At 58.9% G+C, this 25,841-nt stretch carries 23 protein-coding genes and 1 pseudogene; 15 read left to right on the plus strand and 9 right to left on the minus strand.

All coding sequences use genetic code 11. The features are described from left to right. Positions 1-41 precede the first annotated feature (41 nt). Together ACZ1HM_RS01175 and regB are read right to left on the minus strand one after the other, a co-directional pair. Positions 42-1,517, minus strand: coding sequence for a PAS-domain containing protein (locus ACZ1HM_RS01175; protein WP_472740710.1), 1,476 nt, complete (start codon positions 1,515-1,517; stop codon positions 42-44). A 110-nt stretch (positions 1,518-1,627) separates the two neighbouring features. Continuing rightward, on the minus strand, positions 1,628-3,010 hold the full coding sequence (gene regB, locus ACZ1HM_RS01180) for a sensor histidine kinase RegB (RefSeq protein WP_472740713.1): 1,383 nt from the start codon (positions 3,008-3,010) through the stop codon (positions 1,628-1,630). Positions 3,011-3,110: 100 nt separating this feature from the next. Here regB and ACZ1HM_RS01185 point away from each other — a divergent pair, with 100 nt between their 5' ends. Beyond that, the gene (locus ACZ1HM_RS01185; RefSeq protein WP_472740715.1) at positions 3,111-3,722 is read left to right on the plus strand and encodes an SCO family protein; all 612 of its coding nucleotides are present in this window, start codon (positions 3,111-3,113) and stop codon (positions 3,720-3,722) included. Between the two features lie 64 nt (positions 3,723-3,786). Continuing rightward, positions 3,787-4,337: pseudogene (locus ACZ1HM_RS01190) on the plus strand (ActR/PrrA/RegA family redox response regulator transcription factor). Positions 4,338-4,389: 52 nt separating this feature from the next. Here the strand turns inward: ACZ1HM_RS01190 and ACZ1HM_RS01195 are convergent. Both ACZ1HM_RS01195 and ACZ1HM_RS01200 read right to left on the minus strand, forming a co-directional pair. Further along, entirely contained in the window at positions 4,390-4,878 is a 489-nt protein-coding gene (locus tag ACZ1HM_RS01195) for a GNAT family N-acetyltransferase (protein ID WP_472740717.1), read from the minus strand. Beyond that, positions 4,875-5,480, minus strand: coding sequence for an HD domain-containing protein (locus ACZ1HM_RS01200; RefSeq protein WP_472740718.1), 606 nt, complete (start codon positions 5,478-5,480; stop codon positions 4,875-4,877). The genes ACZ1HM_RS01195 and ACZ1HM_RS01200 overlap by 4 nt, the downstream gene beginning before the upstream one ends. 203 nt (positions 5,481-5,683) lie before the next feature. Here ACZ1HM_RS01200 and ACZ1HM_RS01205 point away from each other — a divergent pair, with 203 nt between their 5' ends. From ACZ1HM_RS01205 to ACZ1HM_RS01245, 9 genes are all read left to right on the plus strand, one after another. Continuing rightward, positions 5,684-5,998, plus strand: coding sequence for a hypothetical protein (locus ACZ1HM_RS01205; RefSeq protein WP_472740720.1), 315 nt, complete (start codon positions 5,684-5,686; stop codon positions 5,996-5,998). A 135-nt stretch (positions 5,999-6,133) separates the two neighbouring features. Beyond that, the gene (gene ahcY, locus ACZ1HM_RS01210; RefSeq protein WP_472740722.1) at positions 6,134-7,522 is read left to right on the plus strand and encodes an adenosylhomocysteinase; all 1,389 of its coding nucleotides are present in this window, start codon (positions 6,134-6,136) and stop codon (positions 7,520-7,522) included. A gap of 431 nt (positions 7,523-7,953) precedes the next feature. Further along, a complete protein-coding gene (locus ACZ1HM_RS01215) occupies positions 7,954-9,588 on the plus strand; it encodes a GMC family oxidoreductase (protein WP_472740723.1) in 1,635 nt (544 codons plus the stop codon). Between the two features lie 13 nt (positions 9,589-9,601). Beyond that, positions 9,602-11,227 (plus strand): long-chain-fatty-acid--CoA ligase, encoded by a 1,626-nt coding sequence (locus ACZ1HM_RS01220; protein WP_472740725.1) that lies wholly within the window; start codon positions 9,602-9,604, stop codon positions 11,225-11,227. Then, entirely contained in the window at positions 11,224-12,963 is a 1,740-nt protein-coding gene (locus ACZ1HM_RS01225) for an aldehyde dehydrogenase family protein (protein WP_472740727.1), read from the plus strand. Before ACZ1HM_RS01220 ends, ACZ1HM_RS01225 begins: the two co-directional genes overlap by 4 nt. 30 nt (positions 12,964-12,993) lie before the next feature. Further along, positions 12,994-13,596 (plus strand): TetR/AcrR family transcriptional regulator, encoded by a 603-nt coding sequence (locus tag ACZ1HM_RS01230; protein ID WP_472740729.1) that lies wholly within the window; start codon positions 12,994-12,996, stop codon positions 13,594-13,596. 134 nt (positions 13,597-13,730) lie between these two features. Further along, positions 13,731-14,099: a hypothetical protein gene (locus tag ACZ1HM_RS01235; protein ID WP_472740730.1), complete on the plus strand. Its 369-nt coding sequence runs from the start codon at positions 13,731-13,733 to the stop codon at positions 14,097-14,099. Next, positions 14,059-16,053 (plus strand): methyl-accepting chemotaxis protein, encoded by a 1,995-nt coding sequence (locus ACZ1HM_RS01240; RefSeq protein WP_472740732.1) that lies wholly within the window; start codon positions 14,059-14,061, stop codon positions 16,051-16,053. Before ACZ1HM_RS01235 ends, ACZ1HM_RS01240 begins: the two co-directional genes overlap by 41 nt. 270 nt (positions 16,054-16,323) lie before the next feature. Next, positions 16,324-17,148: a flagellin N-terminal helical domain-containing protein gene (locus ACZ1HM_RS01245; RefSeq protein WP_472740734.1), complete on the plus strand. Its 825-nt coding sequence runs from the start codon at positions 16,324-16,326 to the stop codon at positions 17,146-17,148. A 222-nt stretch (positions 17,149-17,370) separates the two neighbouring features. Here ACZ1HM_RS01245 and ACZ1HM_RS01250 read toward each other — a convergent pair whose 3' ends face one another. After that, on the minus strand, positions 17,371-19,170 hold the full coding sequence (locus tag ACZ1HM_RS01250; protein WP_472740735.1) for an IlvD/Edd family dehydratase: 1,800 nt from the start codon (positions 19,168-19,170) through the stop codon (positions 17,371-17,373). A 156-nt stretch (positions 19,171-19,326) separates the two neighbouring features. Here ACZ1HM_RS01250 and denD point away from each other — a divergent pair, with 156 nt between their 5' ends. Further along, positions 19,327-20,262 (plus strand): D-erythronate dehydrogenase, encoded by a 936-nt coding sequence (gene denD, locus ACZ1HM_RS01255; protein ID WP_472740737.1) that lies wholly within the window; start codon positions 19,327-19,329, stop codon positions 20,260-20,262. A 111-nt stretch (positions 20,263-20,373) separates the two neighbouring features. On the opposite strand, the gene ACZ1HM_RS01260 is transcribed toward denD, so the two are convergent. The 3 genes from ACZ1HM_RS01260 to ACZ1HM_RS01270 form a co-directional block, all read right to left on the minus strand. Continuing rightward, positions 20,374-20,940 (minus strand): gamma-glutamyltransferase, encoded by a 567-nt coding sequence (locus ACZ1HM_RS01260; protein WP_472744539.1) that lies wholly within the window; start codon positions 20,938-20,940, stop codon positions 20,374-20,376. Beyond that, on the minus strand, positions 20,924-21,916 hold the full coding sequence (locus tag ACZ1HM_RS01265) for a gamma-glutamyltransferase (protein ID WP_472740739.1): 993 nt from the start codon (positions 21,914-21,916) through the stop codon (positions 20,924-20,926). Before ACZ1HM_RS01265 ends, ACZ1HM_RS01260 begins: the two co-directional genes overlap by 17 nt. 90 nt (positions 21,917-22,006) lie before the next feature. After that, entirely contained in the window at positions 22,007-23,335 is a 1,329-nt protein-coding gene (locus ACZ1HM_RS01270; RefSeq protein WP_472740741.1) for an adenylate/guanylate cyclase domain-containing protein, read from the minus strand. Between the two features lie 299 nt (positions 23,336-23,634). On the opposite strand from ACZ1HM_RS01270, the gene ACZ1HM_RS01275 reads away from it, so the two are divergent. Together ACZ1HM_RS01275 and ACZ1HM_RS01280 are read left to right on the plus strand one after the other, a co-directional pair. After that, a complete protein-coding gene (locus tag ACZ1HM_RS01275) occupies positions 23,635-24,096 on the plus strand; it encodes a twin-arginine translocation pathway signal (RefSeq protein ID WP_472744540.1) in 462 nt (153 codons plus the stop codon). 11 nt (positions 24,097-24,107) lie between these two features. Beyond that, entirely contained in the window at positions 24,108-24,683 is a 576-nt protein-coding gene (locus ACZ1HM_RS01280) for a ferric reductase-like transmembrane domain-containing protein (protein ID WP_472740743.1), read from the plus strand. Here the strand turns inward: ACZ1HM_RS01280 and ACZ1HM_RS01285 are convergent. Beyond that, complete coding sequence (locus tag ACZ1HM_RS01285; protein WP_472740744.1) at positions 24,680-25,045, minus strand: hypothetical protein; 366 nt, start codon at positions 25,043-25,045, stop codon at positions 24,680-24,682. The genes ACZ1HM_RS01280 and ACZ1HM_RS01285 overlap by 4 nt on opposite strands. Before the next feature lie 123 nt (positions 25,046-25,168). Between ACZ1HM_RS01285 and ACZ1HM_RS01290 the strand changes: the two genes are divergently transcribed. Next, entirely contained in the window at positions 25,169-25,750 is a 582-nt protein-coding gene (locus ACZ1HM_RS01290; RefSeq protein WP_472740745.1) for a hypothetical protein, read from the plus strand. Positions 25,751-25,841: the final 91 nt, after the last annotated feature.

Consider the following 25,841-nt stretch of genomic DNA (forward strand, 5'->3'; position numbering starts at 1 on the left):
CCATCGTGGCGGGGCCAATGGATGGCTGCAAGTAGAAACCGTCAAGCCGGTGCAATGGCCGCTTTCGCAGGTTGCGGCGCGGTAATGCGAAACCGAACAGCGGTTGCGTCAGGCGCCACGGGTTGCAGCGTGCAGGTAACCTGACTGCCATCCGTTTGCGCCCAGCTTTCGCTTTGGCTTTCACGCTTGCCCAGGGTTGCGGTGCCCGAAATCATCCACTGCCAATCTACTTCTGCCGCGGCACGTTCTTGCCAAACGTCGATGGCATCTTGCAGCGTGATATCCGCAAAGGCGCTTTCTGGGTTTTGCTTCCAATAGTCTCGGTAGGCTGCGTTGCAAAAGGTCAAAACGCCTGAGATGGAGAAGACGGCAAGCGGGTCTTCGACGGCATCCAGCAGCGCCTCAAACTGTGCCACTTCGGTCCGAAAGCTGTGGGTCAGCGTGACCTCAAAACTGATGTCTTCGATCATAAAGGCAATCGCCCCATCCGGGTGCGGGCGTCCTTGGATGATATAGGTGCGGCCGTCTTCTAACGTCCACCGTTCGTGATAATTGCCGTCCGCCGCAGCCGAGATCATGGCGGCAATCTCTTGGCGCCAGGCACTGTAGGTGCGCGGCTCGGGCATTTGCCGGGTTTCGCGCAGCTGGTCGAAAAAGGACTGCATGCTGGGCTGACTGACCAGGAACTTGGGATCGAGATGTGTCAGATCGACCAAAGCGGGATTGAAGATGTTCAATCGACCATCCTTGCCAAAAATCGCAAGCCCCACAGACAGATGCGCAAAGGTCTTGGCCAGCGTTTGCACAAACCGGTGCTGCGTTTCCTCAGCCGTGACAAGCGGTGTGATGCAGGCCGCGTGAAACAGATGGCCGTCGCCTAAGGGATGGCGGTGCACGTCAAACCAGCTGGTGCCGGTTTCATCGGTAGAAAGCGCGATGCGCTTGCGCTCTTCTGCGGCAGGCAGGCTTAGCAGTTTGGCGGGCTCTTCTGCAAAACTGTTGCGCAGCGCTGCATAGGCGGGGTTGTGCCAGGTGATCGTGCCGTCGCGGGCAACCTCCCAGACCGCGTGGTCCAGCGTATCGGCGCAGGTCTGCAAGGCTGGCAAATGTGGATGGGTCGCAGGCTGGTGGGGTGCAAAGCCCGACAGGTCCACCCAGCACAGCCGGTTTTCCCACCGCATCTTGATCTGTGCGGGATCGTTCGGATCATCTGTCGCAAAGGCCATCGTGCCGGTGGCGCTTTGATTGGCTTGATCTGGCAGGTCAGGAAAGCGGGGTTCCAATGCCGCGCGCAGATCGTCCCAAAAGTGCAGGCCTGGACGAAACCCAAAAAGCGTTAGCGCCGCCGCCGATCCTTGGTGCAATATCCCGTCTTCAAACAGCAGACTGACGTCTTCCTCAGCCGGGGCAGGGTGGGGCGCGGGTTTGGCGCTGCTCAGCCGCAACAGCAGCAAAAGCGTCAACGCCGTTGCCAGCGATACGCCGCCCACCAGTAACACATCTGAAAACATCACCATCCGCCGCCTCTATCTGAAAGGACCAAGTAAGCGGCAGCGAGGTTAATGAAGCGTTAACCGCGACCGGCGGACCTGCCGGGGTGTGGGGGTGCAGCGCTTCAAAGATCGCCTTAGGCTGAGATGGGTTGATTGGCGCCCAAAGGCCCACTGGCCGATTTAACCTCCGCCTCCAGATCTGACCGCTGCCAGGTGACCTCAACCACTGCCCCTTTGCGCCGGGTATCCGCCCCGTCGGATGCATTGGCAAATCGCAGCTGCGCCCCCGACCGTTCTAGCAGCGTTTTCGCAATGAACAGGCCCAGCCCCATGCCTTCGTATTCAGGACGGGACACACCGGTTTGCGCGCGGGTGCGGGCGCGCATGAAAGGATCGCCAAGCCGGCCCAGGATGTGCACCGAAAACCCCGGTCCATCATCCATAATGCGGATCGTGACCTCTTTCTCAGACCAGCTTGCCTCAACCCACACTGTGTCATCCGCGAAATCGACGGCGTTCTGCACCAGATTGCGCAGGCCGTGGATGATCTCAGGTTTGCGGGCAATGGTGGGCTGGCTGCGACGCTCATCGGCGTTGGGCAGCTGGGTAAGGATCACCGCCTTGCCTCGGTCCATATGCGGCTCAGCTGATTCCTCAATCACCGCCTCAAGCGGGGCTTGCCGCAGATGCAGATCGTCCTTACCCGCACGGCCCATATTGTGCAGAATTTCCCGACACCGATCAGCCTGATCCCGGATCAGTTGGGCGTCTTCTGCCAGGCTGGGATGGTCTTTGAGATCACTGTGAAGCTCAGCGCTGGCCAGTTTAATGGTGGCCAAGGGCGTGCCCAGCTCATGTGCGGCGGCGGCGATGACACCGCCCAGATCGGTCAACTTCTGCTCGCGCGCCAGGGCCATTTGCGTCGCCGCCAGCGCGTCCCCCATCGAATGCACCTCAGTGGTGACGCGACGGGAATAGGCGCTGGTAAAGAGGATAGCGATGACAAGCGCTGTCCACTGGCCAAAAATGAATAGGCTCGGGATGGCCAGCAGCTCACCAGATTGGGTGGTCAGGGGCAGATGAAAGACCGCCAAAGCAGTGACAATGACAATCGCGGTGGAGCACAACACAAGCGTGGAGCGCAGGCTTAGCGCTGTGGCTGAGATGGTGACGGGCCCCAAAAGCAGCAGGGCAAAAGGATTGTTCAGACCGCCTGTCAGATACAGCAGGAACGCAATCTGCAAGAGATCGAACATGATCATCCACAGATTTTCCTGCTCGCTCAGGCGTTTGTTTTCGGGAAAGACAAACCCGGCAAAGAGGTTCGCGATCACAGACGCGCCGATGGCCAAATAGCAAAGCCCAAGCTCCAGTTGCAGCCCGTAGACCACCTGCGCCACCGTGATGGCGATCAGCTGACCGGTCAGCGCCACCCACCGCAGCACGATCATGGTGCGCAGCCTGATCCAGTTTGCGCGGGTGCGCCCCGAAAGGGGGCGAATGTTCGCCTGCGTCATCTGCACACCTTTTGTTTATTCGCTGTTGCGGTATCAGGCAGATAGCGTACGGGTCACCGTAATCACGTTCAAGCGCGCCCATTGGCGCAGGAGACTGCAAATGAACCGAACTTTCGCAATTGTCGCCGTTGTCGTAGCAAGCGTTTTTCTGGCAGGGACCGTCTGGTTTGCTGTGCAGGGCGGTGAAGAGGATCAGTTCGCCCAGTGCCGCGGTGGTGCTGTTGCGGGTGACATTGGCGGCCCCTTTGAGCTGGTCAATGCAGCGGGCGAAACAGTGACCGATCAGGACGTCATCACCGAGCCATCGTTGATCTATTTCGGCTATACCTTCTGCCCAGATGTCTGCCCGCTGGATGTGGATCGCAATGCACTGGCGGTTGAGATGTTGGAAGAGAAGGGCAAGATCGTCACGCCTATTTTCATCACCATTGACCCCAAGCGGGACACGCCTGAGGTGGTGGGTGAGTTTGCTGAGGTGATGCACCCGCGCATGATCGGGCTGACCGGATCGCCCGAGCAGGTAAAGGCCGCCAGCCAGGCCTACAAAAGCTATTACCGCGCGCACCCGGATGTGGATGGCGAATACCTGGTGGATCATTCGACCTTTAGCTATCTGGTCATGCCAGAGGTTGGCTTTGTCGATTATTTTCGAAGAGAGTTATCGCCCGAGCAGATGGCAGAACGGCTAAGCTGTTTTGTCGATCAGGCCTGAGCGATTTGACGCTCTCGACTTACACGCCATATATGCGGTGAAGCACAAGGAAGAGCGTAAAGCTGTGACACAAGAAGATCTGAACATTGGCCCCGACAAATCCTTGCTGTTGGTAGATGACGATGAACCGTTTCTGCGGCGCCTGGCAAAGGCCATGGAAAAAAGGGGTTTTGAGGTCGAAACCGCAGACAGCGTTGCGGGGGGACGGGCCATCGCCATGGCGCGGCCACCGGCCTATGCGGTGATCGATCTGCGGCTTGAAGACGGCAACGGTCTGGACGTGGTAGAAGCCCTGCGGGAAAAGCGGGAAGACGCGCGCGTTGTGGTGCTGACCGGCTACGGGGCGATTGCAACAGCCGTGGCGGCGGTCAAGATTGGGGCGACGGATTACCTGTCCAAACCGGCGGATGCCAATGACATCACCAACGCGCTTTTGGCCACCGGGGATGACATGCCAGCACCCCCGAAAACCCGATGAGTGCGGACCGCGTGCGGTGGGAACATATCCAGCGGGTCTATGAACTGTGCGACCGGAACGTGTCTGAAACGGCGCGGCGGTTGAGCATGCACCGGCGGACATTGCAGCGGATTTTGGCCAAACGCTCACCGCGTTAAACCGGAGTCACACCCTGTGCACAGACTGTACACCAAAGCGGCATACACCGGGTCACAGATCGTAGCGTTTTAGGCGTTTGTTAACGATTTGGCCGTTGGCCATTTCGTATCCGTGGATCACGTCGTAATCCTGAAACCCGCGGCTTTGATAATAGATCAGCCCGCCTTCATTGTCGGCCCGAATGTTGGCGTTGATCCAAACATAGCCCAGGGATTTTGCCGCCGCCTTTGTTGCCTCAAAAAGTGCCGATCCGATGCCCAGGCCGGTCTGACCAATCTGCACAAATGTTGCGATGTCTGCCGCGTCTGCGGGCAGACCCTCTTTGGGTTCGATCCACTGAAATCCGACAACGTTTTCTTTGGCATCCACCGCCACATGCCAGGCACTTTGATCAGGGGCGAAGGCCATCCATTCGCCTAGGTCCTCGCCCGTGACAGGGCGCGCCAATGCGGTTGTCCCGCCTTCGGCAATGATGTCATTGAGAAGCTGCGCCATGTGCGGCAGATCCAGTGAAATGGGGCGACGTACGGACAGGGTCATAATTGCTCCAACAAGACGCGGTGGCGTGCGGTGAAATCGGCACGTGTCTCAACTGGGGGGCGCAGGACAATGTGCAACCCGTCGATCAGGTCGGCATCGGGGGCGCCAAAGAACTTGCTGGCCTCATCCCGTGAGAAACCAGCGATCTGAGTGGCTTCCATCCAGGCGCTGATTTTATCGGCCTTCTTGATTTGCTTTTTGACCGCAACCGGCAAGGTCGCAGGCAGGCCGAACCTAAGATGGATCGCCGCTGTCAGCCGGTCATCCAGCGCGCCATAGCCCGGACCAACGGCGGCTTTCACGGGTGAGATCATGTCGCCGATCACATATTCCGGTGCATCATGCAGCAACGCGGCCAACTGCCATTTGGCGGGCGCTTTGGGGTTCAGGCGACCAAAAAGCGTTTCTACCAAGAGCGAATGTTCGGCCACGGAATAGGCATAGTCCCCCTGCGTCTGACCGTTCCAGCGGGCCACAAAGGCCAAGCCATGGGCGATGTCTTCGATTTCGATATCAACAGGTGTCGGATCCAGCAGATCCAGACGCCGCCCTGAGAGCATTCGCTGCCACGCCCGTGGCGGCGCTTTTCGTTGTGTTGCCATTTTACACAGCCTCTTTTGCGCTCACTTGATTTTTTCCACCTATGCGCGCATCGTCATCGTAAGATCAATCAACACGTAGCAGTGCGCTACAATAGTATTGCCGTCATAAGCACTGCAACTCGGATCTTGCTCGACGTTGGGGGGACGTGTGTCCCTCTCGCGCGTCCTTCTCAAAATTAAGACTAAAAATGAAGGAGAAGAAGATGGTGAAACATCTGATCTATACAGGCATTTTTGGCGCTTTGATCGGCACGACCGCACCGGCAGATGCGGCCAACTGCGCCAAACGGGATCTTGTGATCGACAGGTTGCAGGGCAAATACGCAGAGCAGTTGACGGCAGGCGGATTGCAAGCCTCGCGCAGTGCGACAACCGTGCTGGAGGTCTGGTCATCGCCGGAAACGGGTACGTTTACCGTTATGGTGACGAACGCGCATGGTGTGTCCTGCATCGTGGCAACCGGCACGGATTTCTTTGCCGATACGCCACAGATTGCGCCAGCGGGTCAGGCAGGATAGCCGTCTGAACGCCAGTAACGGTGCCAGTAGAAAGGCCGAGTGTTAGCGTCTTATTGTCCGCATTCAGCAACAGACGTTGAGAATTCAGGACAGAGATGTTAGGCGCGCTCAAACGCTGTTTGAGTGAGGTGCCACATGGCCGAAGACTATACCGTGAAAGACATTTCCCTTGCCGCTTTTGGCCGCAAGGAACTGGATATTGCTGAGACCGAAATGCCTGGCCTGATGGCCTTGCGGGCCGAGTATGGTGAGAGCAAGCCGCTGAAAGGCGCGCGCATCGTGGGCTCGCTTCATATGACCATCCAGACAGCGGTTCTGATTGAAACGCTGGTGGCACTTGGCGCGGATGTGCGCTGGGCGTCTTGCAACATCTTCTCAACCCAAGACCATGCGGCGGCGGTGATCGCCGAGGCGGGCATCCCGGTCTTTGCGATTAAGGGTCAGTCCCTTGAGGAGCATTGGGATTACCTGGACAAATCGTTCCAGTTTGCCGAAGGCCCCAACCTGATCCTGGATGATGGCGGTGACGCGACCCTCTACATCCTGCTGGGCGCGCGCGCTGAAGCGGGTGAAGAGATCATCCCTGTTCCTGCCTCAGAAGAAGAAGCGGTGATCAAGGCGCAGATCCAAAAGCGTATGGGTGAGACCCCTGGTTGGTTCACCAAGATGCGCGATCAGATCGTAGGCGTGTCTGAGGAAACCACCACCGGTGTCCACCGTCTTTATGAGCTGCAGCGCGACGGCCAGCTGCCGTTCCCAGCGATCAACGTGAACGATTCTGTCACCAAGTCGAAGTTCGACAACAAGTACGGCTGCAAAGAATCCCTCGTGGACGGCATCCGCCGCGCCACCGACACGATGATGGCGGGCAAGGTTGCGGTTGTGATGGGGTACGGCGATGTGGGCAAAGGCTCTGCCGCGTCCCTGGCCGGTGCTGGCGCGCGTGTGAAAGTGACCGAAGTCGACCCGATCTGCGCGTTGCAAGCGGCGATGGACGGGTTTGAAGTTGTCCTGCTGGAAGACGTGGTAGACAGCGCCGACATCTTTATCACCACCACCGGCAACAAGGATGTGATCCGCATCGAGCATATGCGCGAGATGAAGGACATGGCGATTGTGGGCAACATTGGCCACTTCGACAATGAGATCCAGGTGGCCAACCTGCGCAACCACAAATGGACCAACATCAAAGAACAGGTGGACATGATCGAGATGCCAAACGGCAACCGCTTGATCCTGCTGTCCGAGGGCCGGTTGCTGAACCTGGGCAACGCGACGGGCCACCCGTCTTTCGTGATGTCCGCGTCCTTTACCAACCAGGTTTTGGCGCAGATGGAGCTGTGGACGAATGGCGATGCCTATACCAATGACGTCTACATCCTGCCTAAGCATCTGGATGAGAAAGTTGCCCGTCTGCACCTGGACCGGATCGGTGTGAAGCTGACCCAGATGGACCCAGAGCAGGCCGCCTATATCGGTGTGAAACCTGAGGGCCCGTTCAAGCCAGAGCACTACCGCTACTAAGCGGATACAGGTTTCAATTTACGTGCCATTGGGGCCCAGCATGTTGCCGTGCTGGGCCTTTGTTTTTGCCTGCGCGTTGGTGTGATCGTGTGCAGACGAATCCGAATGTGGCGGGCCGTCTGGGCGGCGCTTTTGTTGGGTTTGGGCGTCAAACGCCAGTAACGCATTGAAATACGTTATTAATTTCTTTTCAAATTCTGTTCTGTACATTTGTCCAGTTTTTTGTTTCTGTTTTCGAGCAGCGGGAACGCTGTTGGGAGGAAATGTGCATGTGCAGGGTGTGATCAGAGGGGGAGGCCTTTGATCCAAGCCGCGGTCACCGCGGGTTTGCCCAAAGGACACAACGTTTCTCTACCCATACACAAGAACAACTGTCGCGGATCAGCGCGACAACCGCATAGATGTGATGCGGGGTAACCGGGGGGAATAGTATGGAATTTGATTATGTCATCGTCGGGGGCGGCTCTGCTGGATCGACACTTGCCGCGCGGTTGACGGAGGATCCGAACACCTCGGTTTGCCTGTTGGAAGCCGGAGGCAGAGGCGACGGTATTCTGGTGCGCGCGCCTGCGGCGGTGGTCGCGATGCTGCCGGGGCATGGCAAAATCAACAACTGGGCGTTTAAAACCGCACCCCAAGCGGGCCTGAATGGACGCCAGGGATACCAGCCGCGTGGCCGCGCCTTGGGCGGGTCTTCGGCGATCAACGCGATGTTGTATGTCCGGGGGCACAAGAGCGATTACGACGATTGGGCCAACCTGGGATGCGATGGATGGGATTGGGACAGTGTGCTGCCCTATTTCCTGCGCTCAGAAAACAACGTGCATGGTGCGGACGACTTTCATGGCGGCAGCGGCCCGCTGCAGGTGAACGACCAGCAAGCGCCGCGCCCGATCACGGAGGCGTTTTTGCAGGCAGCCGAACAGCTGCAGCATCGGCGCAGGGATGATTTCAACACCGGCGATAACGAAGGTGTGGGGCATTATCAGGTCACGCAGTTCCACGATCCTGCGCGTGTGGGTGAGCGGTGTTCAGCAGCGGCGGCCTATCTGCATCCGGTGATGGAGGAACGCTCCAACCTGACAGTGCTGACAAAGGTCCGGGCAGAGCGCGTGTTGTTTGACGGCAAGCGCGCCGTTGGCGTGCAGTACAATCAGGGCAAGCAGAGCAAATCGGTCAAAGCCAAGCGCGAAGTTATCCTGTGCGGCGGGGCCTTTGGATCACCGCAGCTGTTGCAGCTGTCTGGTGTGGGCCGGGCCGATGGCATCACCCATCACGGCATTGAGATGGTGCATGAGCTGCCGGGCGTTGGTCAGAACCTGCAGGACCACCTGGATTTCATTCTGGCGTTCAAATCCAAGGATACGGATAACTTTGGCATCGGACTGGCAGGCACTGTCAATCTGACCAAGCACATCCTGAACTGGCGCAAAACCGGTTCCGGGATGATCGCCACGCCCTTTGCCGAAGGGGCGGGTTTCCTGAAAACGGATCCAAGCCTAAGCCGTCCGGACGTGCAGCTGCATTTCGTGATTTCGATTGTGGATGACCATGCGCGCAAACTGCATCCGGGCTATGGCTTTTCCTGCCATGTCTGCGCGCTGCGTCCCTATTCGCGGGGCGAGGTGTTCTTGCAATCTGGTGATCCCAACGCGGATCCGGGGATTGATCCGCAGTTCCTGGCAGATGAGCGTGATCTGAAAACCCTGATCAAGGGCACACGCATGACCCGCGACATCCTGATGCAAGAGCCGATGGCAAAGTACCGCCACAAGGAGCTCTTTGGGACGGACACCGCTGAGACAGACGCGGATTGGGAAAAACACATCCGCGCGCGGGCGGATACGATTTATCACCCGGTTGGGACCTGCAAAATGGGCACCGACGACATGGCCGTGGTAGACCCGGAGCTGCGGGTGCATGGCGTGGAAGGCTTGCGCGTGGTCGATGCGTCTGTGATGCCAACGCTTATTGGCGGCAACACCAATGCCCCGACCATTATGATTGCGGAAAAAGCAGCTGACATGATCCGCGCGGATGCAGGCATGTCGATCGCTGCGGAATAGGGAGAAAACGAAGATGCTTGGAAAAATGATGGATCAGCCATTGCTGATCTCTGCCTTGATCAAACATGCGGCCCGTTATCACGGGGCCACCACTGTGGTGTCGGTCGAAACAACAGGCGGGCAGGAGCAGACCAGCTGGTCCACCATTGAACGCAACGCGCGTCATCTGGCAGGTGCTTTGGCCAAGCTGGGCCTGTCTGCCGAAGACCGTTGCGCCACCATCGCGTGGAACAACCGGCGCCATCTGGAGATCTACTTTGGTGTGTCGGGAGGCGGGTTTGTGTGTCACACGATCAACCCGCGCCTGGCCCCTGAGCAGTTGATCTTTGTGGCAAATGACGCCGCCGATAAGGTGCTGTTCATTGACCAGACCTTTTTGCCGGCGGTTGCTAAGCTGAAAGAGCATCTGAAAACCGTGGAACACATTGTTCTGATGGGTCCGCGCGATGACGAAGCCGCCGCCATGATCGACGGGCTGGTCTTCTACGATGAGCTGATTGAAACAGCAGATGCTGATTTCGAGTGGCCGCAGTTCGAAGAAACGCGCGCGTCTTCGTTGTGCTACACCTCTGGGACCACGGGAAACCCGAAGGGTGTTCTTTATAACCACCGCTCCACGCTGCTGCATTCGGTTGCGGGCAACCAGCCGGACGGGCTGGCCATTTCGGCAAAAGACACGGTGTTGCCGGTTGTGCCCATGTTCCATGTGAACGCCTGGGGCGTGCCTTATATCGCGGCGGGCGTGGGGGCCAAGCTGATCCTGCCAGGGCCGGGTTTGGACGGGGAAAGCCTGGTTAAGTTGATTGATGGTCACAAGGTCACGATTGCGCTGGGCGTGCCCACCATCTGGATGGGCCTGCTGCAAGCGTTGGAGGCAACGGGATCCAAAGCGGAAAGCATGACACGCACCGTTGTGGGCGGGTCGGCCTTGCCGCCCTCCATGATCCCGATTTTCCGCGAGAAATATAACGTTGAGTTGATCCATGCCTGGGGCATGACGGAGACAAGCCCGCTGGGCACGTTGAACCAGCTGTTGCAGAAGCATGAGGATCTGGATGCCGACGCGCAGGCGACAATCCGGCTTGGTCAGGGGCGTCCGCCATTTGGGGTGGAGCTGCGCATTCTGGACGAGGACGGCAACGCGTTGCCCCATGACGGTGAAGCGCAGGGTGATTTGCAGATCAAAGGGTATTGGATTGTCGATACCTATTTCGGCAAAGAAACCTCTGCCCTGACAGAGGATGGTTGGTTTGACACCGGCGATGTCGCCACGATTGATGCCGACGGCTATATGGTGATCCGCGACCGTTCCAAGGACATTATCAAGTCTGGAGGGGAGTGGATTTCCACCGTTGAGCTGGAAAATATCGCCATCGCCCATCCCGCCGTTGCCAATGCCGCCGCGATTGCGGCGCGCCACGTCAAATGGGACGAACGCCCGGTGATCATCGCGGTAAAGGCCGGTGAGGTGAGCGAAGCAGAGCTTATTGAAAGCTACAAGGGTCGGGTGCCGAGCTGGCAGGTGCCCGACAAGGTGATCTTTGTCGATGAGCTGCCGTTGGGGGCCACCGGTAAGGTCGTGAAAGTGAAGCTGCGCGAAGCTTACGGCGACGTGCTGTTGGAGGAAGGCGCATCATGAAACATGTCAGCACCTTCACACCTGAGCTTCAAGGCACCTATGACGCTGATCTGGCAGCACTGGATGCGGCAAAACACACCTGGGCGCAGACCCCGGTTGATCAGCGGATCGCCCTGTTGCAAGCGGTCAAAGATGCGCTGATGCCTGTGGCCGAAGGCTGGGCCACCATGGCGGCACGCAAAAAGCGCATCCCGCAGGGGTCTGCGCTGGCGGGCGAAGAGTGGATCAGCGGCCCCTATGCCTTGATGGCTGGGTGCAACGGCTTGATGGAAACCCTGTCCCAGATGGAGGGCAAAGCCTTTCTGAAGCATCTGCCCACCCGCGAGCTTGCCAATGGGCAGACAGCCGTGCGCGTGGTGCCGCATTCGATTTGGGACCGCTTGTTGCTGTCCGGGGTCAAAGCTGACGTCTGGATGCAGCGGGGCGTAACGCCTGCGAACCTGAAGAACCATGCGGCAACGGCCTATGACATTCCGCCGGAAAAGCGGGTTGGCAAGGTGGCGCTGGTGTTGGGGGCGGGCAATATCGCTGCCATCTCGCCTTTGGATGCCTTCCAGAAGCTGTTCTTGGAAAACCAGGTGGTGTTGCTGAAGATGAACCCGGTCAATGACTATCTGACCGAATATTTGCAGGCCGCTCTCAAGCCGCTGATTGACGTCGATGCGCTGCGTATTGTGCGGGGCGACGGGGAAAGCGGTGCGTATCTGACAGAGCACCCTTTGGTCGAAGAGATCCATATCACAGGCGCGCGTGCGACCCATGATGCAATTGTCTGGGGCACCGGCGAAGAGGGTGCGCGCAACCGTGCAGCGGGCACGCCGAAAAACCCACGGCCTGTGACATCTGAGCTGGGCGCTGTCTGTCCCACGATTGTGGTGCCGGGTCCCTGGTCCAGCGCGGACATCAAGTTTCAGGCGGAAAACATCGCCACGATGAAACTGCATAACTCCGGCTTCAATTGTGTGGCCGTGCAAAGCCTGATCCTGCCCAGCAACTGGAGCAAGTCAGACGCCTTGATTGCTGCCTTGCGCGATGTGATGGCCCGTGCCGGCCAACGTGAGGCGTATTACCCCGGTGCCGCTGACCGCCATGCGGATTTCAAAGACCGCTCCGCCAGCGAAGACGCGCTTTCCCGCGGTGCAGGGGTGCCGCCCTGTATCCTGGCGGATATGGAGCGCGGTGATCCTGAGTGGCTGGCCCAGAATGAGATTTTCACCCCCGCCATGGGTGTGAAACATCTGGACGGTGATGATCCTGAAACCTTTCTGCGCGAGGCGATCGCCTGGGCCAATGACACGCTTTACGGCACCTTGGGTGGGAACATCCTGATCCATCCGCGCACCATTCGAAAGATCGGGCGCAAACGGTTCGAAGAGATCTTGGCAGAGTTCAAATACGGCACCATCGCTATCAACGCCTGGACCGGCCTTGGCTTTCTTTTGGCGCCTGTGCCCTGGGGCGGCTTTGCCGGTGCGACATTGCAAGACGTGCAATCGGGCATTGGCACGGTGCATAATTCCTTCATGCTGGAGACGACAGAACGTGTGGTGGTTGAGGCCCCCTGGGCCCCGTTCCCGCGCAACCTGCTGTCTGGCCGGATCACCCTTTTGCCGCGTCCGCCGTGGTTTATCACCAACAAGCAACAGCATGTTGTCGGCAAGCTGCTGACCCGGTTCCAATACAAGCCAAGCTGGTTCAAATTGCCCCGCATTTTCCTGCACGCTTTGCTGGGTTGACCCTTGGGCCGTGAAGGAGGCCAGGCAAGCATGAACATTCACAGAGGCGCTGAGCGCAAGGCGGATCGCGAAGAAGCCAAACAGCGCAAGCGTGAAGGCAAGAAGACAGAGATCGCCAACAGCGCGATCTCTGCGCTCAAGGTGTTTGGCTATGCCCAAACCACGTTGCGCGATATCGCCGATCAGTCCGTCATGTCCCTGGGCATGATGCATTATTATTTCGACAGCAAAGAAGAGCTGCTGATCTATTGCGTCAGGCTTTATAAAGAGGAGTTTGTGGCCAACCTGCAGGCCGCTGTCGCGGGGGCCTCTCCGCAAGAGGGGCCGGCGGAGGCGTTTGTGAGCGCGCTGATCCAGACCATTGAGCAGGATTCCGAAATTCACCGGCTGTGGTACGACATCCGCTCACAATCCATGTTTGATCCTTCTTTCAAACCGGTGGTCTCAGATCTTGAAGCGTCGATGGCCGGTTTGATGAAGGATTTCTGCACCGATCCAGACGACGCAGACGAAGTGCATCTGCTTTATGCGCAGATCGACGGTGTTTTTCGGTTCATCCTGCAGCAATCCCTGTTTGGGGTGCCGCTTAGCCCTGAGAAAATGCGTAAAATGTTCATGGGCGCGCTGCGCTAACCTGTCTATCCGGGCTTTGGGCCTGTTGGCGCAGAAAAATCTGTCGTCGTATGCGACGGCATTCAGATTTTTTCAACTGCTGCTGTCTTATGGCTGTGTCACTCAAAATACCCCTTAGCCCGTAAGGATGTGACATGTCGGACGCACGCCCAATCTCAAAACAAATTTCATCAATCAGCAGTTCTTTGATCCTGGGGCTGCTTGCGCTTTCGGTGTTTGCCGTCGCGATAACCTTGCTGATGCGTCTATTTTTCTCGGACTTTCGGGAAACCAGCGACACAACCCTTATCGCCAACACCGTTTTGGAAGACATCCTGGAGGCACGCATCGACGCGTTAAAGTGGCGGATTGAGCCAAGCGAAGAACAGATCAGCAGCCTGTTGGGCAACCTGACCGAGATTGACGAAGCGCGCGCAGATGCCGAAGAGATTCTGAACGAGGATCTCGCAGCTGACCCAGACCTTGCGCAATTCAGCGGCCCAGCTGCAGACCTACGCAGATGAGTTCGGGCATATGGTGGATGCAAATGCCGAATACCAAGCGGTTGAAGAGCAGATGTCAGTGTCGGGGATTGCCGCGCGCGAATCCATCACCGAGCTGATGTCGAGTGCGCATATCGCTGGTGATTTATCCTCGGTGTTCTATGCAGGCCGGGCGCAAGAGGCGTTGATGTTGGGGCGGTATTACCTGGAACGCTATCGCCATTCAGAGCAGCAAGTTGATCTGGACCGCGCAATTGTTGAGATGGAAACATCAGAAGAGCAGCTGAAAACCATCATTCGTCAGGTGAACAACCCAACCCGCCAAGATATAGCGATGACGGCGCTGAGCGCGTTGGAGGATTTCATCAGCCACAAGAACGAACTGGCGGTCCTGATCAAAACCCAGATCGCGGCACGTAACATCATGGACCGGATTGGCCCGGAAGTTGTTCATGCGGTCGAAACGGACCTTGATGCCGCGATCCAGGTACAATCTGATTTGGGTCAACGGACGCAACTGCTGACCTTCTGGGCCACGGTTGCGCTGGCCTTGGCGGCGACGGTGATTGGCGGCTACGGTCTGAGAACATCGCGGAAACTGTCGCAGAAGGTCTCTCAGGACATCGAAACCTCTGTGACGGCGTTGACGCAGATTGCCGGTGGCGATCTGGACACCGAAGTGCCCAATCTCGAGGTTGATAACGAGCTGGGGCGCATGGCCCGCGCCCTGGAGGTGTTCAAGCAAAACAGCAAAGACGTGATTGCGGCGGCTGAGCGGGAAAAGCGGGCCGAAGATACCCGCCGCCAAGAGGCTGAAGCACGCAAGCGGGAACAAGAAGAACAACGCGCCGCCGCCGAAGCCAAAGCCGCACAGGCCCGTCAGGAAATGGTGCAATCCCTGGGGGCGTCGGTTGGCAAAGTGCTGCAAGCCGCGTCGCGGGGCGATTTCTCACAACGGGTGGTCGCGGATTTCGAAGAGAAAGAGTTCGTGGATCTGGCGCAGGCTGTAAACACCCTGGTTGAGGATACGGAGGCAAGTATCAATGCTGTCAGCATGGTGATGTCGCGGGTGGCCGACGGCAACTTGACCAGTGAGATGGAAGGCGCGTTCCAAGGGGCCTTTAAGGAACTGCAGGACAGCACCAACCAGATGATCAAAGGCCTGCGGGAGCTGGTGGGAAGCATCACCTCAAGCAGTGCGACGGTGGCGGATTCCTCTAGTGAGCTGCGCGATACGTCGAAAACACTCTCCAACCAGGCGGAGCAGAACGCAGCTTCGCTGGAAGAAACCTCTGCCGCGTTGGAAGAGCTGACCGCGAGCATCAAACAGATGAGCGACAACATTGCCGCCGCCAGCACCAATGCGCAGCAGGCCCGCAGCACCGCGCAATCCAGTGGGACAGTGGCCTCTGCGGCGGCTGATGCGATGTCGCAGATATCTGATGCGTCAAAAGAGATTTCCTCTGTGGTGACGGTCATCAATGACATCGCTTTCCAGATCAACCTGCTGGCGCTGAACGCCGGGGTTGAAGCCGCGCGCGCGGGCGAATCTGGGCGCGGGTTCTCAGTTGTGGCCTCTGAGGTCCGCCAGCTGTCACAACGTGCCAGTGAAGCCGCCAAGGAAATCGCCGATGTGATAACGCGCAGTGATGTGGCCGTTTCCGACGGTGTGACAAAGGTGGCTGAGGCGCAGGCGTCGCTTGAAAAAATCTCCGAACGTGCGGTGGGTGTTTCAGAAAGCATTGATGAGATTTCGAACGCCGTGAACGAACAGGTGGCTGTCGTGGGTGAGATCAATGCAGCCGTGTCCCGGATTGACCACAGCACGCAGAAACAGGCGGCTTCCTTTGAGGAGGTGACCGCCGCCAGCGGGCTGCTGTCAAACGAGGCGGCGGGGCTGAAGCAAACCACCGCGCAATTCAAAACAACGGGTGAGTTGCTGAGCCTGTCAGAGACGACGGCGCTGGCGTCTTGACGCAGCACTTTTGCCGGGGGGTGTAATGCCCCGCGGCTGGCAGAGCGGGCGAAAGCCAATATGCGGCGGATGCGCGCGCCTCGTTCAGCGGCCCATTGGGCCGTTGAATGCCGTTCAGCCCGCACTGGCATCACAATGATACCGTTTCATTACCTCTGAGTTGTCAGACCTTTGCCCCAAATTTTCCTTATTCCGCCCGTACCTCGGACCCCGGCGCATAGCCACGTCAGTCAGAAGACTCGACATAGATGAGAAACAAGGAGACCGACAATGTCATCCATTCTCACCAATAACTCCGCGACCAATGCTCTGGCGACACTCAAGTCGATCAACAAAGGTCTTACCGAAACTCAAAGCCGTGTTTCCTCGGGTCTGCAAGTGCGGTCCGGCAAGGAAAACGCAGCCTATTTCGCAATCTCGGAAACGATGAAAGGCGATAGTGGCATGTTGAAAGCCATCAATGAGGGCATGACAGCGACAAAGAATTCCGTCGCCACCGCCCGTCTTGGTGCTGAAACAGTGAGCGATCTGGCACAGCAAGTGGTGGAGCGCATCGCGTTTGCCCAAAGCGATGGTGTCGACAAAGCTGACGTTCAGTCCGAAATCGATGCGCTGGTCGTAAACATGCAATCTGCCATTGATCAGGCGACCTTTAACGGGGACGATCTGGTTGGCGGTGCTGCGGCAACCCAGACTGTTGTGTCCGGTATCTCCCGTGCGGGCGGTACATTTGCCACAACAACCATCTCCTTCGATTCTGTTGATTTGCAGGCCATCCAAACTGCCCTGGACGGCATCAACCTGACAACGTCAACAGACCTCGCAGCGGATCTGGTAACTGCCGAAGGCCAGTTGCAAAACGCAATCTCAGCTGCCACCGACATGGGCGTGGCCGAGAACACTCTGGAAAACCAGATGGAGTTTCTCGACAGTCTGACGGACACCTTCGATTCCGGCATCGGTGCGCTTGTTGACGCCGATATGGAAGAAGAAGCAGCCCGTCTGCAGGCCTATCAGGTGCAGCAACAGCTGGCGACACAGTCGCTTGCGATTGCAAACCAGGGTCCTCAGAACATTCTGAGCCTGTTCCGCTAATCGGGACCAATTCAAGACCGCCCCGTCCGGCACATATGGTCGCACATTCATGCCGGGCGGGGCCCCTTTTGGGCCCGCAACGCTGATCCCACCCTGATGCGGGGCCGATCCCTCCTTATTTGATCCCAAGTTTTTTCAAGACCGCGCTTTCCCTCAGCGCGGTCTTTTGGGGTGAGAAGGGGCCAGTTGCCCAGTGGTATCCGCGTTGGAACGCAGCCTGTTTTAGTGGTTGTCGCGGGGCAGGGATTTGCGGGCGATATCCCGAAACTCAGCAGCGCCCTTAAGGGTCATTCCGTGATCCAGGCGGCCCACTTTTTCGCGGAATAGAGCCTGCCAAGGGGATTGGCTTTCTGGGATGGCATACCCGCCTGCCTCTTGCAGGGCGATGGAGCGGGCGGTCAGCTCTTCGGCAGAGATGAGCATGTCAGCGGTGCCTTTGCCCAGATCAATGCGCACCCGATCCCCGGTTTTCAAAAGCGCCAGCCCGCCGCCATCCGCCGCCTCAGGTGAGGCATTCAGGATCGAGGGAGAGCCAGAGGTGCCGGATTGGCGACCGTCACCGATGCACGGCAGCGCCTCGACCCCTTGTTTGATCAGGTAGGCGGGCGGGCGCATGTTCACCACTTCGGCCGCACCGGGATATCCTTTGGGGCCTGCGCCGCGCATGAAGAGGATGCAGCCCGCGTCAATGTTTTCAGCCGGGTCATCAATGCGGTGGTGAAAATCCTCTGGCCCGTCGAAGACAACGGCACGGCCTTCGAAAGCGTCGGGGTCTTCGGGGTTTGAAAGATAGGCCGCGCGGAAGGCCGGCGAGATCACTGAGGTTTTCATGATCGCGCTGTCAAAAAGGTTGCCCTTAAGATTGAGAAAGCCCGCCTCAGCCTTGAGCGGGGCGGCCGCAGGCAGGATCACATCGGCGTTCTTGCTGCGCAAATGGCCACAGTTTTCCGCCATGGTCCGCCCATTTGCGGTAAGCGCATCCGGGTGGGGCAGCAGGCCTTCTGCGATCAATTCGCCCACCACAGCGGGCACGCCACCGGCATGCTGATAATCCTCGCCCAGGTATTTGCCCGCCGGTTGCAGGTTGACCAAAAGCGGGATCTGATGCCCCAGCGCCTGCCAATCGTCATTATCAAGCGGCACGCCAAGGTGACGCGCCACGCCGTTCAAGTGGATCGGTGCATTCGTGGAGCCGCCGATGGCGGAATTGATGACAATCGCGTTTTCAAACGCTTCGCGCGTCATGATGTCGGAGGGCCGCAGATCTTCCCAGACCATATCGACAATGCGCTTGCCGGTCTCATATGAGATTTGCCCGCGTTCGCGGTAAGGGGCCGGAATGGCGGCGGAGCCGGGCAGCTGCATCCCCAGCGCTTCGGCCAGGGAGTTCATCGTGGTGGCCGTGCCCATGGTGTTGCAATAGCCCACGGACGGGGCAGAGGCGGCGGCGATTTCCATGAACTCATCTGTGTCAATCTCGCCCGCGGCCAGCTGTTCACGTGCCTTCCAGATCACGGTGCCAGAACCCGCACGCTCGCCTTTCCACCACCCGTTGAGCATGGGACCGACGCTAAGCGCGATGGCGGGGATGTTCACGGTGGCGGCAGCCATCAGCAAAGCGGGCGTGGTTTTGTCACAGCCGATGGTCAGCACGACACCGTCCAGCGGATAGCCATAAAGCGTCTCTACCAAGGACAAATAGGCCAGGTTACGGTCCAAAGACGCGGTGGGGCGTTTGCCGGTTTCCTGTATCGGGTGCACCGGGATTTCAATGCAGGTGCCGCCCGCGGCGATCACGCCGTCCCGCACCCGTTTGGCCAGTTCCAGGTGGTGGCGGTTGCAGGGCGACAGATCACTGCCGGTTTGCGCAATCCCGATGATGGGTTTGCCTGATTGCAGCTCTTCCCGGGTGAGCCCGTAGTTGAGATACCGTTCCAGATAGAGGGCGGTCATTTCCAGATTGTCAGGGTTCATGAACCATTGGCGTGAGCGTAGGTCCTGGGTGGTGATCTTTTTGGTCATGGCCAAGCAGCCTTTAACTTGGGGTCGGGGATACATGTTAGCGTATGACAGAGATAGACTTTCGCCTGCAACCCCTCTCGCTTAGGGTTGGGCGCGAAGCTGGCAGTGTGGGGAGGCGAAGCGGATGACCAAAATCTTGATTTTGGGGGAGGTGGCATGATCGGGCAAAAACTGGCCCGGCGGTTGGCGGCAGACCCGAGTTATGCAGACGCGCAGATTGCGCTTTTTGACCGTGGCTTTGCCCAGAGCATAGAGGCATTTGATGAGATCACGGGCAACATCGCAGATCCGGCAACGGCCAAGGCATTGGCAGGGCGGCGACCTGATGTGATCTATCATTTGGCTGCCATCGTGTCTGGCCAGGCCGAGGCGGAGTTTGAGCTGGGCTGGGACGTGAACATGATGGCGACCTGGCATCTGTTGTCCGCACTAAAGGCGGAGCATGACGCATCAGGCGGGGTGTACCGGCCCCGGGTGATCTTTACCTCATCGATTGCGGTGTTTGGGGGGCCGTATCCCGATCAGATTGATGATGATTTCCTGACCGCCCCGCAAACAAGCTATGGCGCGCAAAAGGCCGCTTGTGAGCAGATGGTCGCCGATTTCAGCCGCAAAGGTTTCATTGACGGATTTTCCCTGCGTTTGCCGACGATCACGGTGCGCCCGGGTGTTGCGAATGCGGCGGCGTCTTCGTTTTTCTCTGGCATCATTCGTGAACCCCTGAACGGGGCCCAAGCGATTTTGCCGGTGCCCGATACGGTGCGGTTCTGGTGCGCAAGCCCACGGGCTGCGGCAGGGTTTCTGGTGCATGCAGCGGGCATTGATACCGCGCGGCTGGAAGGGCGGCGGGCGATGAACCTGCCGGGGATCAGTTGCACGGTGGCTGAACAGATTGACGCGTTGCGCCGTGCGGCGGGACAGGCTGCGGTGGACCGCATTCGGCCCCAGCCAGATGCCGACATCCAGCGCATTGTTGACGGCTGGCCCATGGATTTCGCGCCCGCACGGGCGATTGCCTTGGGGTTTGAGGCCGAAAGCAGCTTTGATGAGATCATCTCAGTGTATCTGGAGGATGATTTTCAGGCGGTTTAATGCCTGAAACCAAAGGCACCCCAGGGGGGCCGTTTAACCGGCCTTATCCCCTGCGCATTGCACCTTAATACCCCATCGCGCAGCCATCTTTGCGCGGATCAGAGCCTGCGATCAGTACACCGGCGTCATGGTCAATTTCGATGATTTGCCCGCCGCCAATCGCCTCTTTGGACCAGCTGACGGGGTGGCCCTTGGCGGCCATGCCATCGCTGAGCGCTTGGCCCAGGGGGGTTCCAGTTCCAGCACGTTGTCGTCGCTCCAGAAAACGCGGGGGCTGTCCAGCGCCTCTTGGGGGTCCATGCCGAAATCGCGCACGTTGGTGATGACATGGGTGTGGCCCACGGGTTGGTATTGCCCGCCCATCACGCCGAAACAGTATTTGGGTTTGTCGTTTTGCAGGGCCATCGCGGGGATGATGGTGTGCAGCGGGCGTTTGCCGCCTTCGATGGTGTTGGGATGACCGGGCAACACCCGAAAGCCTGCGCCGCGGTTTTGCAAGATGATGCCGGTCTTGTCGGTGACGATACCGGAGCCAAAGCTTTTGAAAACTGAGTTGATCAGCGAAACGGCCATGCCATCGCGGTCCACCACGCTAAGATAAACCGTATCGCTTTGGAAGTTCGGGTCCGGGCTGGGCAGATCGGCATTGCGCGTGTTGGGATCAATGGTGGTGGCCAGTGCCTTTGGCCCAGGCTTTGTCGATCAACGCCTCGGCGGCGTGGCCCATCGTATCCGGATCACCGATATGCGCGTCGCGGATGGCATAGCCAATGCGCGCGGCTTCGATTTCCAGGTGGTAGCGGTCCACCCCATGGGGATCGAGGCCTGCCAGATCAAAGCGTTCGAGGATATTGAGGATGATCTGGGCGGTCAGGCCGACGCCGTTTGGCGGCAGTTCGGCCAGATCAATGTCGCGGTAACCTGAGGTGATGGGGGTACAAGGGTCAGCGGTCATGCCGGCCATGTCTTCTTCTGTCATCACCCCACCACGGGCGTGCAGTTCTGCAACGATATCGGCGGCAACGGGACCTTCGTAGAATCCTTTGGCCCCTTGGCGCGCAATCACTTTGAGAGTTTCGGCAAGTGCGGGCAGTTTGTGGATGCGGCCACAGGTGGGCGCGGCCCCGTTCACAAGATAGTGCCGTCCGCCCGCCCCTTGGCTGGCGAGTTTGTTGGCGCTGTCGGTCCAGTCTGCCCAGACCTTGGGATAGACCACAAAACCATCCTCGGCGGCGGCGATTGCCGGTTGCAGCGCTTTGCCCAGATCATAGGTCCCGTGCGAGGCCAGCAGGCTTTCCCAGCCTTTCACAACGCCCGGCACAGTCACGGAATGGGGGCTGAGCAGATCCATCGCGCTCCAGCCTTCGGCCAGCAGCATTTCCGTGCTGAGGGCGGCGGCGGCCCGGCCAGAGGCGTTCAAGCCGTAAAGCGCCGCGCCCGGTTTTGAGATCAGCGCAAAGCAATCGCCGCCAATGGCTGTCATTGCGGGTTCAACCACGGCCAGGACCGCCGCGGCGGTGACACCGGCATCCACCGCATTGCCTCCTGATTTGAGAACGGCAAGCCCGGCCTCAGTTGCCATCGGATGGGAGGTGGCAAGAGCGGCGTTCGCGGCATAAATCGGGGACCGGCCTGGCAGGTGAAAATCGCGCATGTGAACTCCTTTATTCTGGAGCGTGACATAGCATAGCGTTTCGGCAAAGAAAGTAAGCCTGCCCAAAAAACGGGCAGCGGTCTGCGCTCTTTAATGGGCGAAGATCTGGATTTTGCCGTTGCGCCCCTTGAGCGTCAGGGCGCCTTCTTCGCGCAGCTGGTCAAGATAATGCGCGGTGCCGTCCTGGCCTTCGGCCTGAGCGGCCTCGATCAACTCAGCGCTGGCCAGGCAACTGCATCCCACTTCTCGGGTTGCGGTTTCAAGTCGGCTGGCGATATTCACGCTGTCGCCCAGCACCGCAAATTCAAGCCGTTGATCTGAGCCCACGTTGCCGATCACCACAGGGCCGTAATGCACCCCAATAGCAAGCTTCAGCGCGCGCACGCTTTCGTCAGATTGCTTGGCTTTCCAACTGTCGAAGGCCTTTTGCATTTCAATCATGCAGGCCAGCGCATCTGAGGCATCGGTTTGGGATGGCTCGGGCGTGCCAAACGTGGCCATGATCCCATCGCCGATGAATTTGTCCAAGGTACCACGGTGATCAAAGACAACCCGCGCCAGGGTGCCATGTACATCGCGCAACAGCGCAATGGTTTCGCGGGCGGAATGCCGTTCAGACCAACTGGTGAAGGCCACTAAATCGGCAAACATCACGGCCGCTTTATGCTCAGCCGGGTCGGAGAACGGATCCGACCGCTCTGCCAGCATCTGCGCGGTTTTACGCGGGAAATAGCGGCCCAGGTTTTCACGCTCCTGTGCCAGACGGGCTTGCCGCTCTACCATTTTGCGCGATCTGCGCACAGAAAGCGCCAGCAGCCCCGAGACGATTAGGATCACGACAACTTCTTGTGCGCGCACGTCCACATCGACGTAGGTAGGCTGTAGCGCGAAATCGATGAAGTCATCATTTGGCCCGGGACGGCCCCAGATGGTGTCGGGCAACCGCAAAATAGCGATCACCCCGACTGTCCAGGCGACGGCGGCAGAAAACCCGCCCCAAAGCACCAGCCGTGGCTGATAGGCATAGGCCAACCCGCCGATGAGAATGAAGAAGTAGATGAAGGTTTCAAACCGAAAGGCGAACTGCACGGGAAGCGTAAAGGGCGACAGCGGATTGGGCAGCAGAATGATCAGCGCCATCAGCGCAGCATCGGCTGAAACGAAAGCATAGAGGTGCCATTTTCTGCGCCATGAGGATTTGGCCACCAAATAGGATCCCCACCCCAACGCAGCAAACAGCAGCAAATAAAAGTAGATCATCAGCGGCGAGGGCCAGGGCGTGACATAGGTGACCAAGGGCACCACAGAGGCCAGCGCGATGGTGCGCGCGATGGTGGCGATTTTCTGCGCCGCCAGCTCTTCGGATCGCAAAGAATCTGCGATAGCAGAGGGGGTGGTGGATTTGGGGATGCGCGCCATCAGGATCCTTCAACAGGTTTGAACGCAGACTGCAACTCTTTCATCATATGGGGGCAGTCCGGAGGCCTGCCACAGAAATATGGGTTCGGGTGCAAAAGACTGCCGGTTGCTGGCACCTTTGGCGGCGGGTTAAGTGCGCGCCTTCACGCAGGCGTGACCGCAGCGATGTGCAGATGCGGGGATATGTCCCTGAATAAACCGGGCAGAGGGGCTATATTAACAGGCACGACCATGACCCCACCCCGTGCAACGACAGGAGATGATCCATGAAACAGACCAAATTGATGTCCCGCCGTTTGATGTTGGCCGGTGGTGCCGGATTGGTGAGCGCGGTGGGGCTGGGCAAAATGACAACGCCCGCGCGCGCCCAAGGGCTGGCCCCCACGCCGACGATGCGCGGTGGGGCCAATAACTATCGTCCCGGCGCGCCGATTGTGGACCGGATCGGCGGCGGTGGATTTACCATGACAGGCACGGTGCGCCGTGCAGGCGATGGGATGCCCTTGCCCGGCCAACGCATTCAGATCTGGGCACATACCACCGAAGGACATGAGCGCGACCCCGAAAGCCACGGTGCCACGCTCACGAACGCCAATGGTGTTTTCACGATGGACATGCCGCAGATCGTGCCAGCCTTTGGGCAGGCACACGGGCATTTGGCCTATGACAGTGATGCGTTTGAAACGGTGTTCCTGCGCCCCTTGATGGCCAGCCCGTCAGATACGCGGTTGCACGTCGATTTCGTCCTGGTCCCCGTCTGAGGGCGTCTGGCATGCGGCAGGGCATGATCTGGGCTGCGGTGGGACTGGTTCGTCTGGTGCCCCTGATCGCGGCGGGTCTGTCGCCGCTGTTGGCCTGGCGTGAGCCTGTCTATATCGCGGCGGGGTTTGCTGGTGTTCTGGGCCTGGCCTTGATGTTACTGCAGCCGTTGTTGGCCGGCGGGCTGTTGCCGGGGATGCGCCTTGCCCCATCGCGCCGGGTCCACAGGGCGGTTGGGGTGGCGCTGGTGCTTTGTGTGGCGGGCCATGTGGTTGGCCTGTGGATCACCAGCCCCCCCGATGTGATTGACGTTCTGCTCTTCCGCTCGCCCACACCCTTTGCGCTTTGGGGGGTCATCGCGATGTGGGCGGTGATTGCCGCGGCCCTTATGGCCCTGCTGCGCCGCCCTTTGGGCTGGCGGCCACGCGTCTGGCGGATCTGTCATGCCGGACTGGCCGCCATCACCGTGACAGGCACCGTTGGTCATGCACTGTTGATCGATGGCACGATGGAATGGATCAGCAAGCTGGCGCTTTGCGCGGCGGTGGGCGCATCGACGGTTTGGGTCATCGCGCGGATGCGCGTCTAAGGGCCAACCGTGACGGTGCGTGCGGCCATCAGTTTGGGATCGCCCAGAAACGTGCCGCAGCCTGCACTGTCCATGATCCAGCGGCCCAGTGGCCGGTTTTGCACCATCACCGTCGGGCAACCTTTGACGATGGGCACCATCGGCAGGGGCGGCGTGAACGCGGGCGGCGGGCCAAGCTGTGGCGGATGCGCAGGGCCCGCGCTGGTGGCCCCGGTGCAGGCGACAAAATCACCCATCACGGCGGCTGGCATCATCTCAATCATCACGGTCGGAATGCGCCCAGGCTGCGGCATGGAGATCAGCCCGCTGGGGACAAGCATGTCGTGCGTCAAAGGATCGGTCAGCCGGGCGGCAGGGAACATATCTGTCTCCTTTTCAACGGCAATAATGCCAGCAATAGGGCCTTGTGACAAATGAATTGGCGGCAGAGTTGTCAGAATTGGCCCTTGAGCGTAGGCTTGGACCAGAGCTGAAGGGGATCCCAGATGATTTCAGAAGGCGAAAAGGAAGAGATCAGAGCGCTGATCAAAGTCGCCGGAAAGCGCACGCTGAACTTTGGCGTCTGCATCGGAGAAGAGCCCGAAGAGACGGTGCTGGTCATGCACCGCCGCAACAAACCCATCGCCTGCGCGCGCGAAGCGAAAGCCGAAGGCACCACAATGCGCGTCGCCAAGGGCATGATGGAAATGCAAGACCGCACGCTCAAACTGGCCTGCGAAGGGCGCGTGCCGTCGGGTCTGACCAAAGCGGTCAAGAAGTACCTCAAATTGATGCGGCTGAGCTATAAGGTGGAGCTGGTCAAAGAAGTGGCCCCCCTGCCCGATGAAGCTGAGGAAGAGGAGGAGGCGCAAAATGCAGCGCCCGCCGCCGCAGAGGCACCCTCAGACCAAGAACGCTATGAGGCGCTGAGCGGGCCCATGGCCCAGCAAATTGAAGAGATCACCGCCGCAGGCCACCCCAAGGCTGCAAAGATCGCGGCGGTCTGGGATCTGGCGCAAAAACGCGCCGAGGGTGGTGATTTTCGCACAGCAACCAAAGCGGTCAGCAAATTGGCAACGCTGATCTGATTGAACGCAAGGCCCGCCGCTTGGGGCCGCTGATGGAAAGTTATATTGGAAAGATGAAGCGGGACGGTTTCGCTTCATCTTTCCAATATAA

The organism is Sulfitobacter sp. GN1-4 (genome assembly GCF_055693825.1).

What these genes read in the sequence shown, in the direction of transcription:
- ACZ1HM_RS01175 (WP_472740710.1), bottom strand. Translation starts at nt 1,517, where the DNA reads ATGGTGATGTTTTCAGATGTGTTACTGGTGGGCGGCGTATCGCTGGCA.
- regB (WP_472740713.1), bottom strand. Translation starts at nt 3,010, where the DNA reads ATGACGCAGGCGAACATTCGCCCCCTTTCGGGGCGCACCCGCGCAAAC.
- ACZ1HM_RS01185 (WP_472740715.1), top strand. Translation starts at nt 3,111, where the DNA reads ATGAACCGAACTTTCGCAATTGTCGCCGTTGTCGTAGCAAGCGTTTTT.
- ACZ1HM_RS01195 (WP_472740717.1), bottom strand. Translation starts at nt 4,878, where the DNA reads ATGACCCTGTCCGTACGTCGCCCCATTTCACTGGATCTGCCGCACATG.
- ACZ1HM_RS01200 (WP_472740718.1), bottom strand. Translation starts at nt 5,480, where the DNA reads ATGGCAACACAACGAAAAGCGCCGCCACGGGCGTGGCAGCGAATGCTC.
- ACZ1HM_RS01205 (WP_472740720.1), top strand. Translation starts at nt 5,684, where the DNA reads ATGGTGAAACATCTGATCTATACAGGCATTTTTGGCGCTTTGATCGGC.
- ahcY (WP_472740722.1), top strand. Translation starts at nt 6,134, where the DNA reads ATGGCCGAAGACTATACCGTGAAAGACATTTCCCTTGCCGCTTTTGGC.
- ACZ1HM_RS01215 (WP_472740723.1), top strand. Translation starts at nt 7,954, where the DNA reads ATGGAATTTGATTATGTCATCGTCGGGGGCGGCTCTGCTGGATCGACA.
- ACZ1HM_RS01220 (WP_472740725.1), top strand. Translation starts at nt 9,602, where the DNA reads ATGCTTGGAAAAATGATGGATCAGCCATTGCTGATCTCTGCCTTGATC.
- ACZ1HM_RS01225 (WP_472740727.1), top strand. Translation starts at nt 11,224, where the DNA reads ATGAAACATGTCAGCACCTTCACACCTGAGCTTCAAGGCACCTATGAC.
- ACZ1HM_RS01230 (WP_472740729.1), top strand. Translation starts at nt 12,994, where the DNA reads ATGAACATTCACAGAGGCGCTGAGCGCAAGGCGGATCGCGAAGAAGCC.
- ACZ1HM_RS01235 (WP_472740730.1), top strand. Translation starts at nt 13,731, where the DNA reads ATGTCGGACGCACGCCCAATCTCAAAACAAATTTCATCAATCAGCAGT.
- ACZ1HM_RS01245 (WP_472740734.1), top strand. Translation starts at nt 16,324, where the DNA reads ATGTCATCCATTCTCACCAATAACTCCGCGACCAATGCTCTGGCGACA.
- ACZ1HM_RS01250 (WP_472740735.1), bottom strand. Translation starts at nt 19,170, where the DNA reads ATGACCAAAAAGATCACCACCCAGGACCTACGCTCACGCCAATGGTTC.
- denD (WP_472740737.1), top strand. Translation starts at nt 19,327, where the DNA reads ATGATCGGGCAAAAACTGGCCCGGCGGTTGGCGGCAGACCCGAGTTAT.
- ACZ1HM_RS01265 (WP_472740739.1), bottom strand. Translation starts at nt 21,916, where the DNA reads ATGCGCGATTTTCACCTGCCAGGCCGGTCCCCGATTTATGCCGCGAAC.
- ACZ1HM_RS01270 (WP_472740741.1), bottom strand. Translation starts at nt 23,335, where the DNA reads ATGGCGCGCATCCCCAAATCCACCACCCCCTCTGCTATCGCAGATTCT.
- ACZ1HM_RS01275 (WP_472744540.1), top strand. Translation starts at nt 23,635, where the DNA reads ATGTTGGCCGGTGGTGCCGGATTGGTGAGCGCGGTGGGGCTGGGCAAA.
- ACZ1HM_RS01280 (WP_472740743.1), top strand. Translation starts at nt 24,108, where the DNA reads ATGCGGCAGGGCATGATCTGGGCTGCGGTGGGACTGGTTCGTCTGGTG.
- ACZ1HM_RS01285 (WP_472740744.1), bottom strand. Translation starts at nt 25,045, where the DNA reads ATGTTCCCTGCCGCCCGGCTGACCGATCCTTTGACGCACGACATGCTT.
- ACZ1HM_RS01290 (WP_472740745.1), top strand. Translation starts at nt 25,169, where the DNA reads ATGATTTCAGAAGGCGAAAAGGAAGAGATCAGAGCGCTGATCAAAGTC.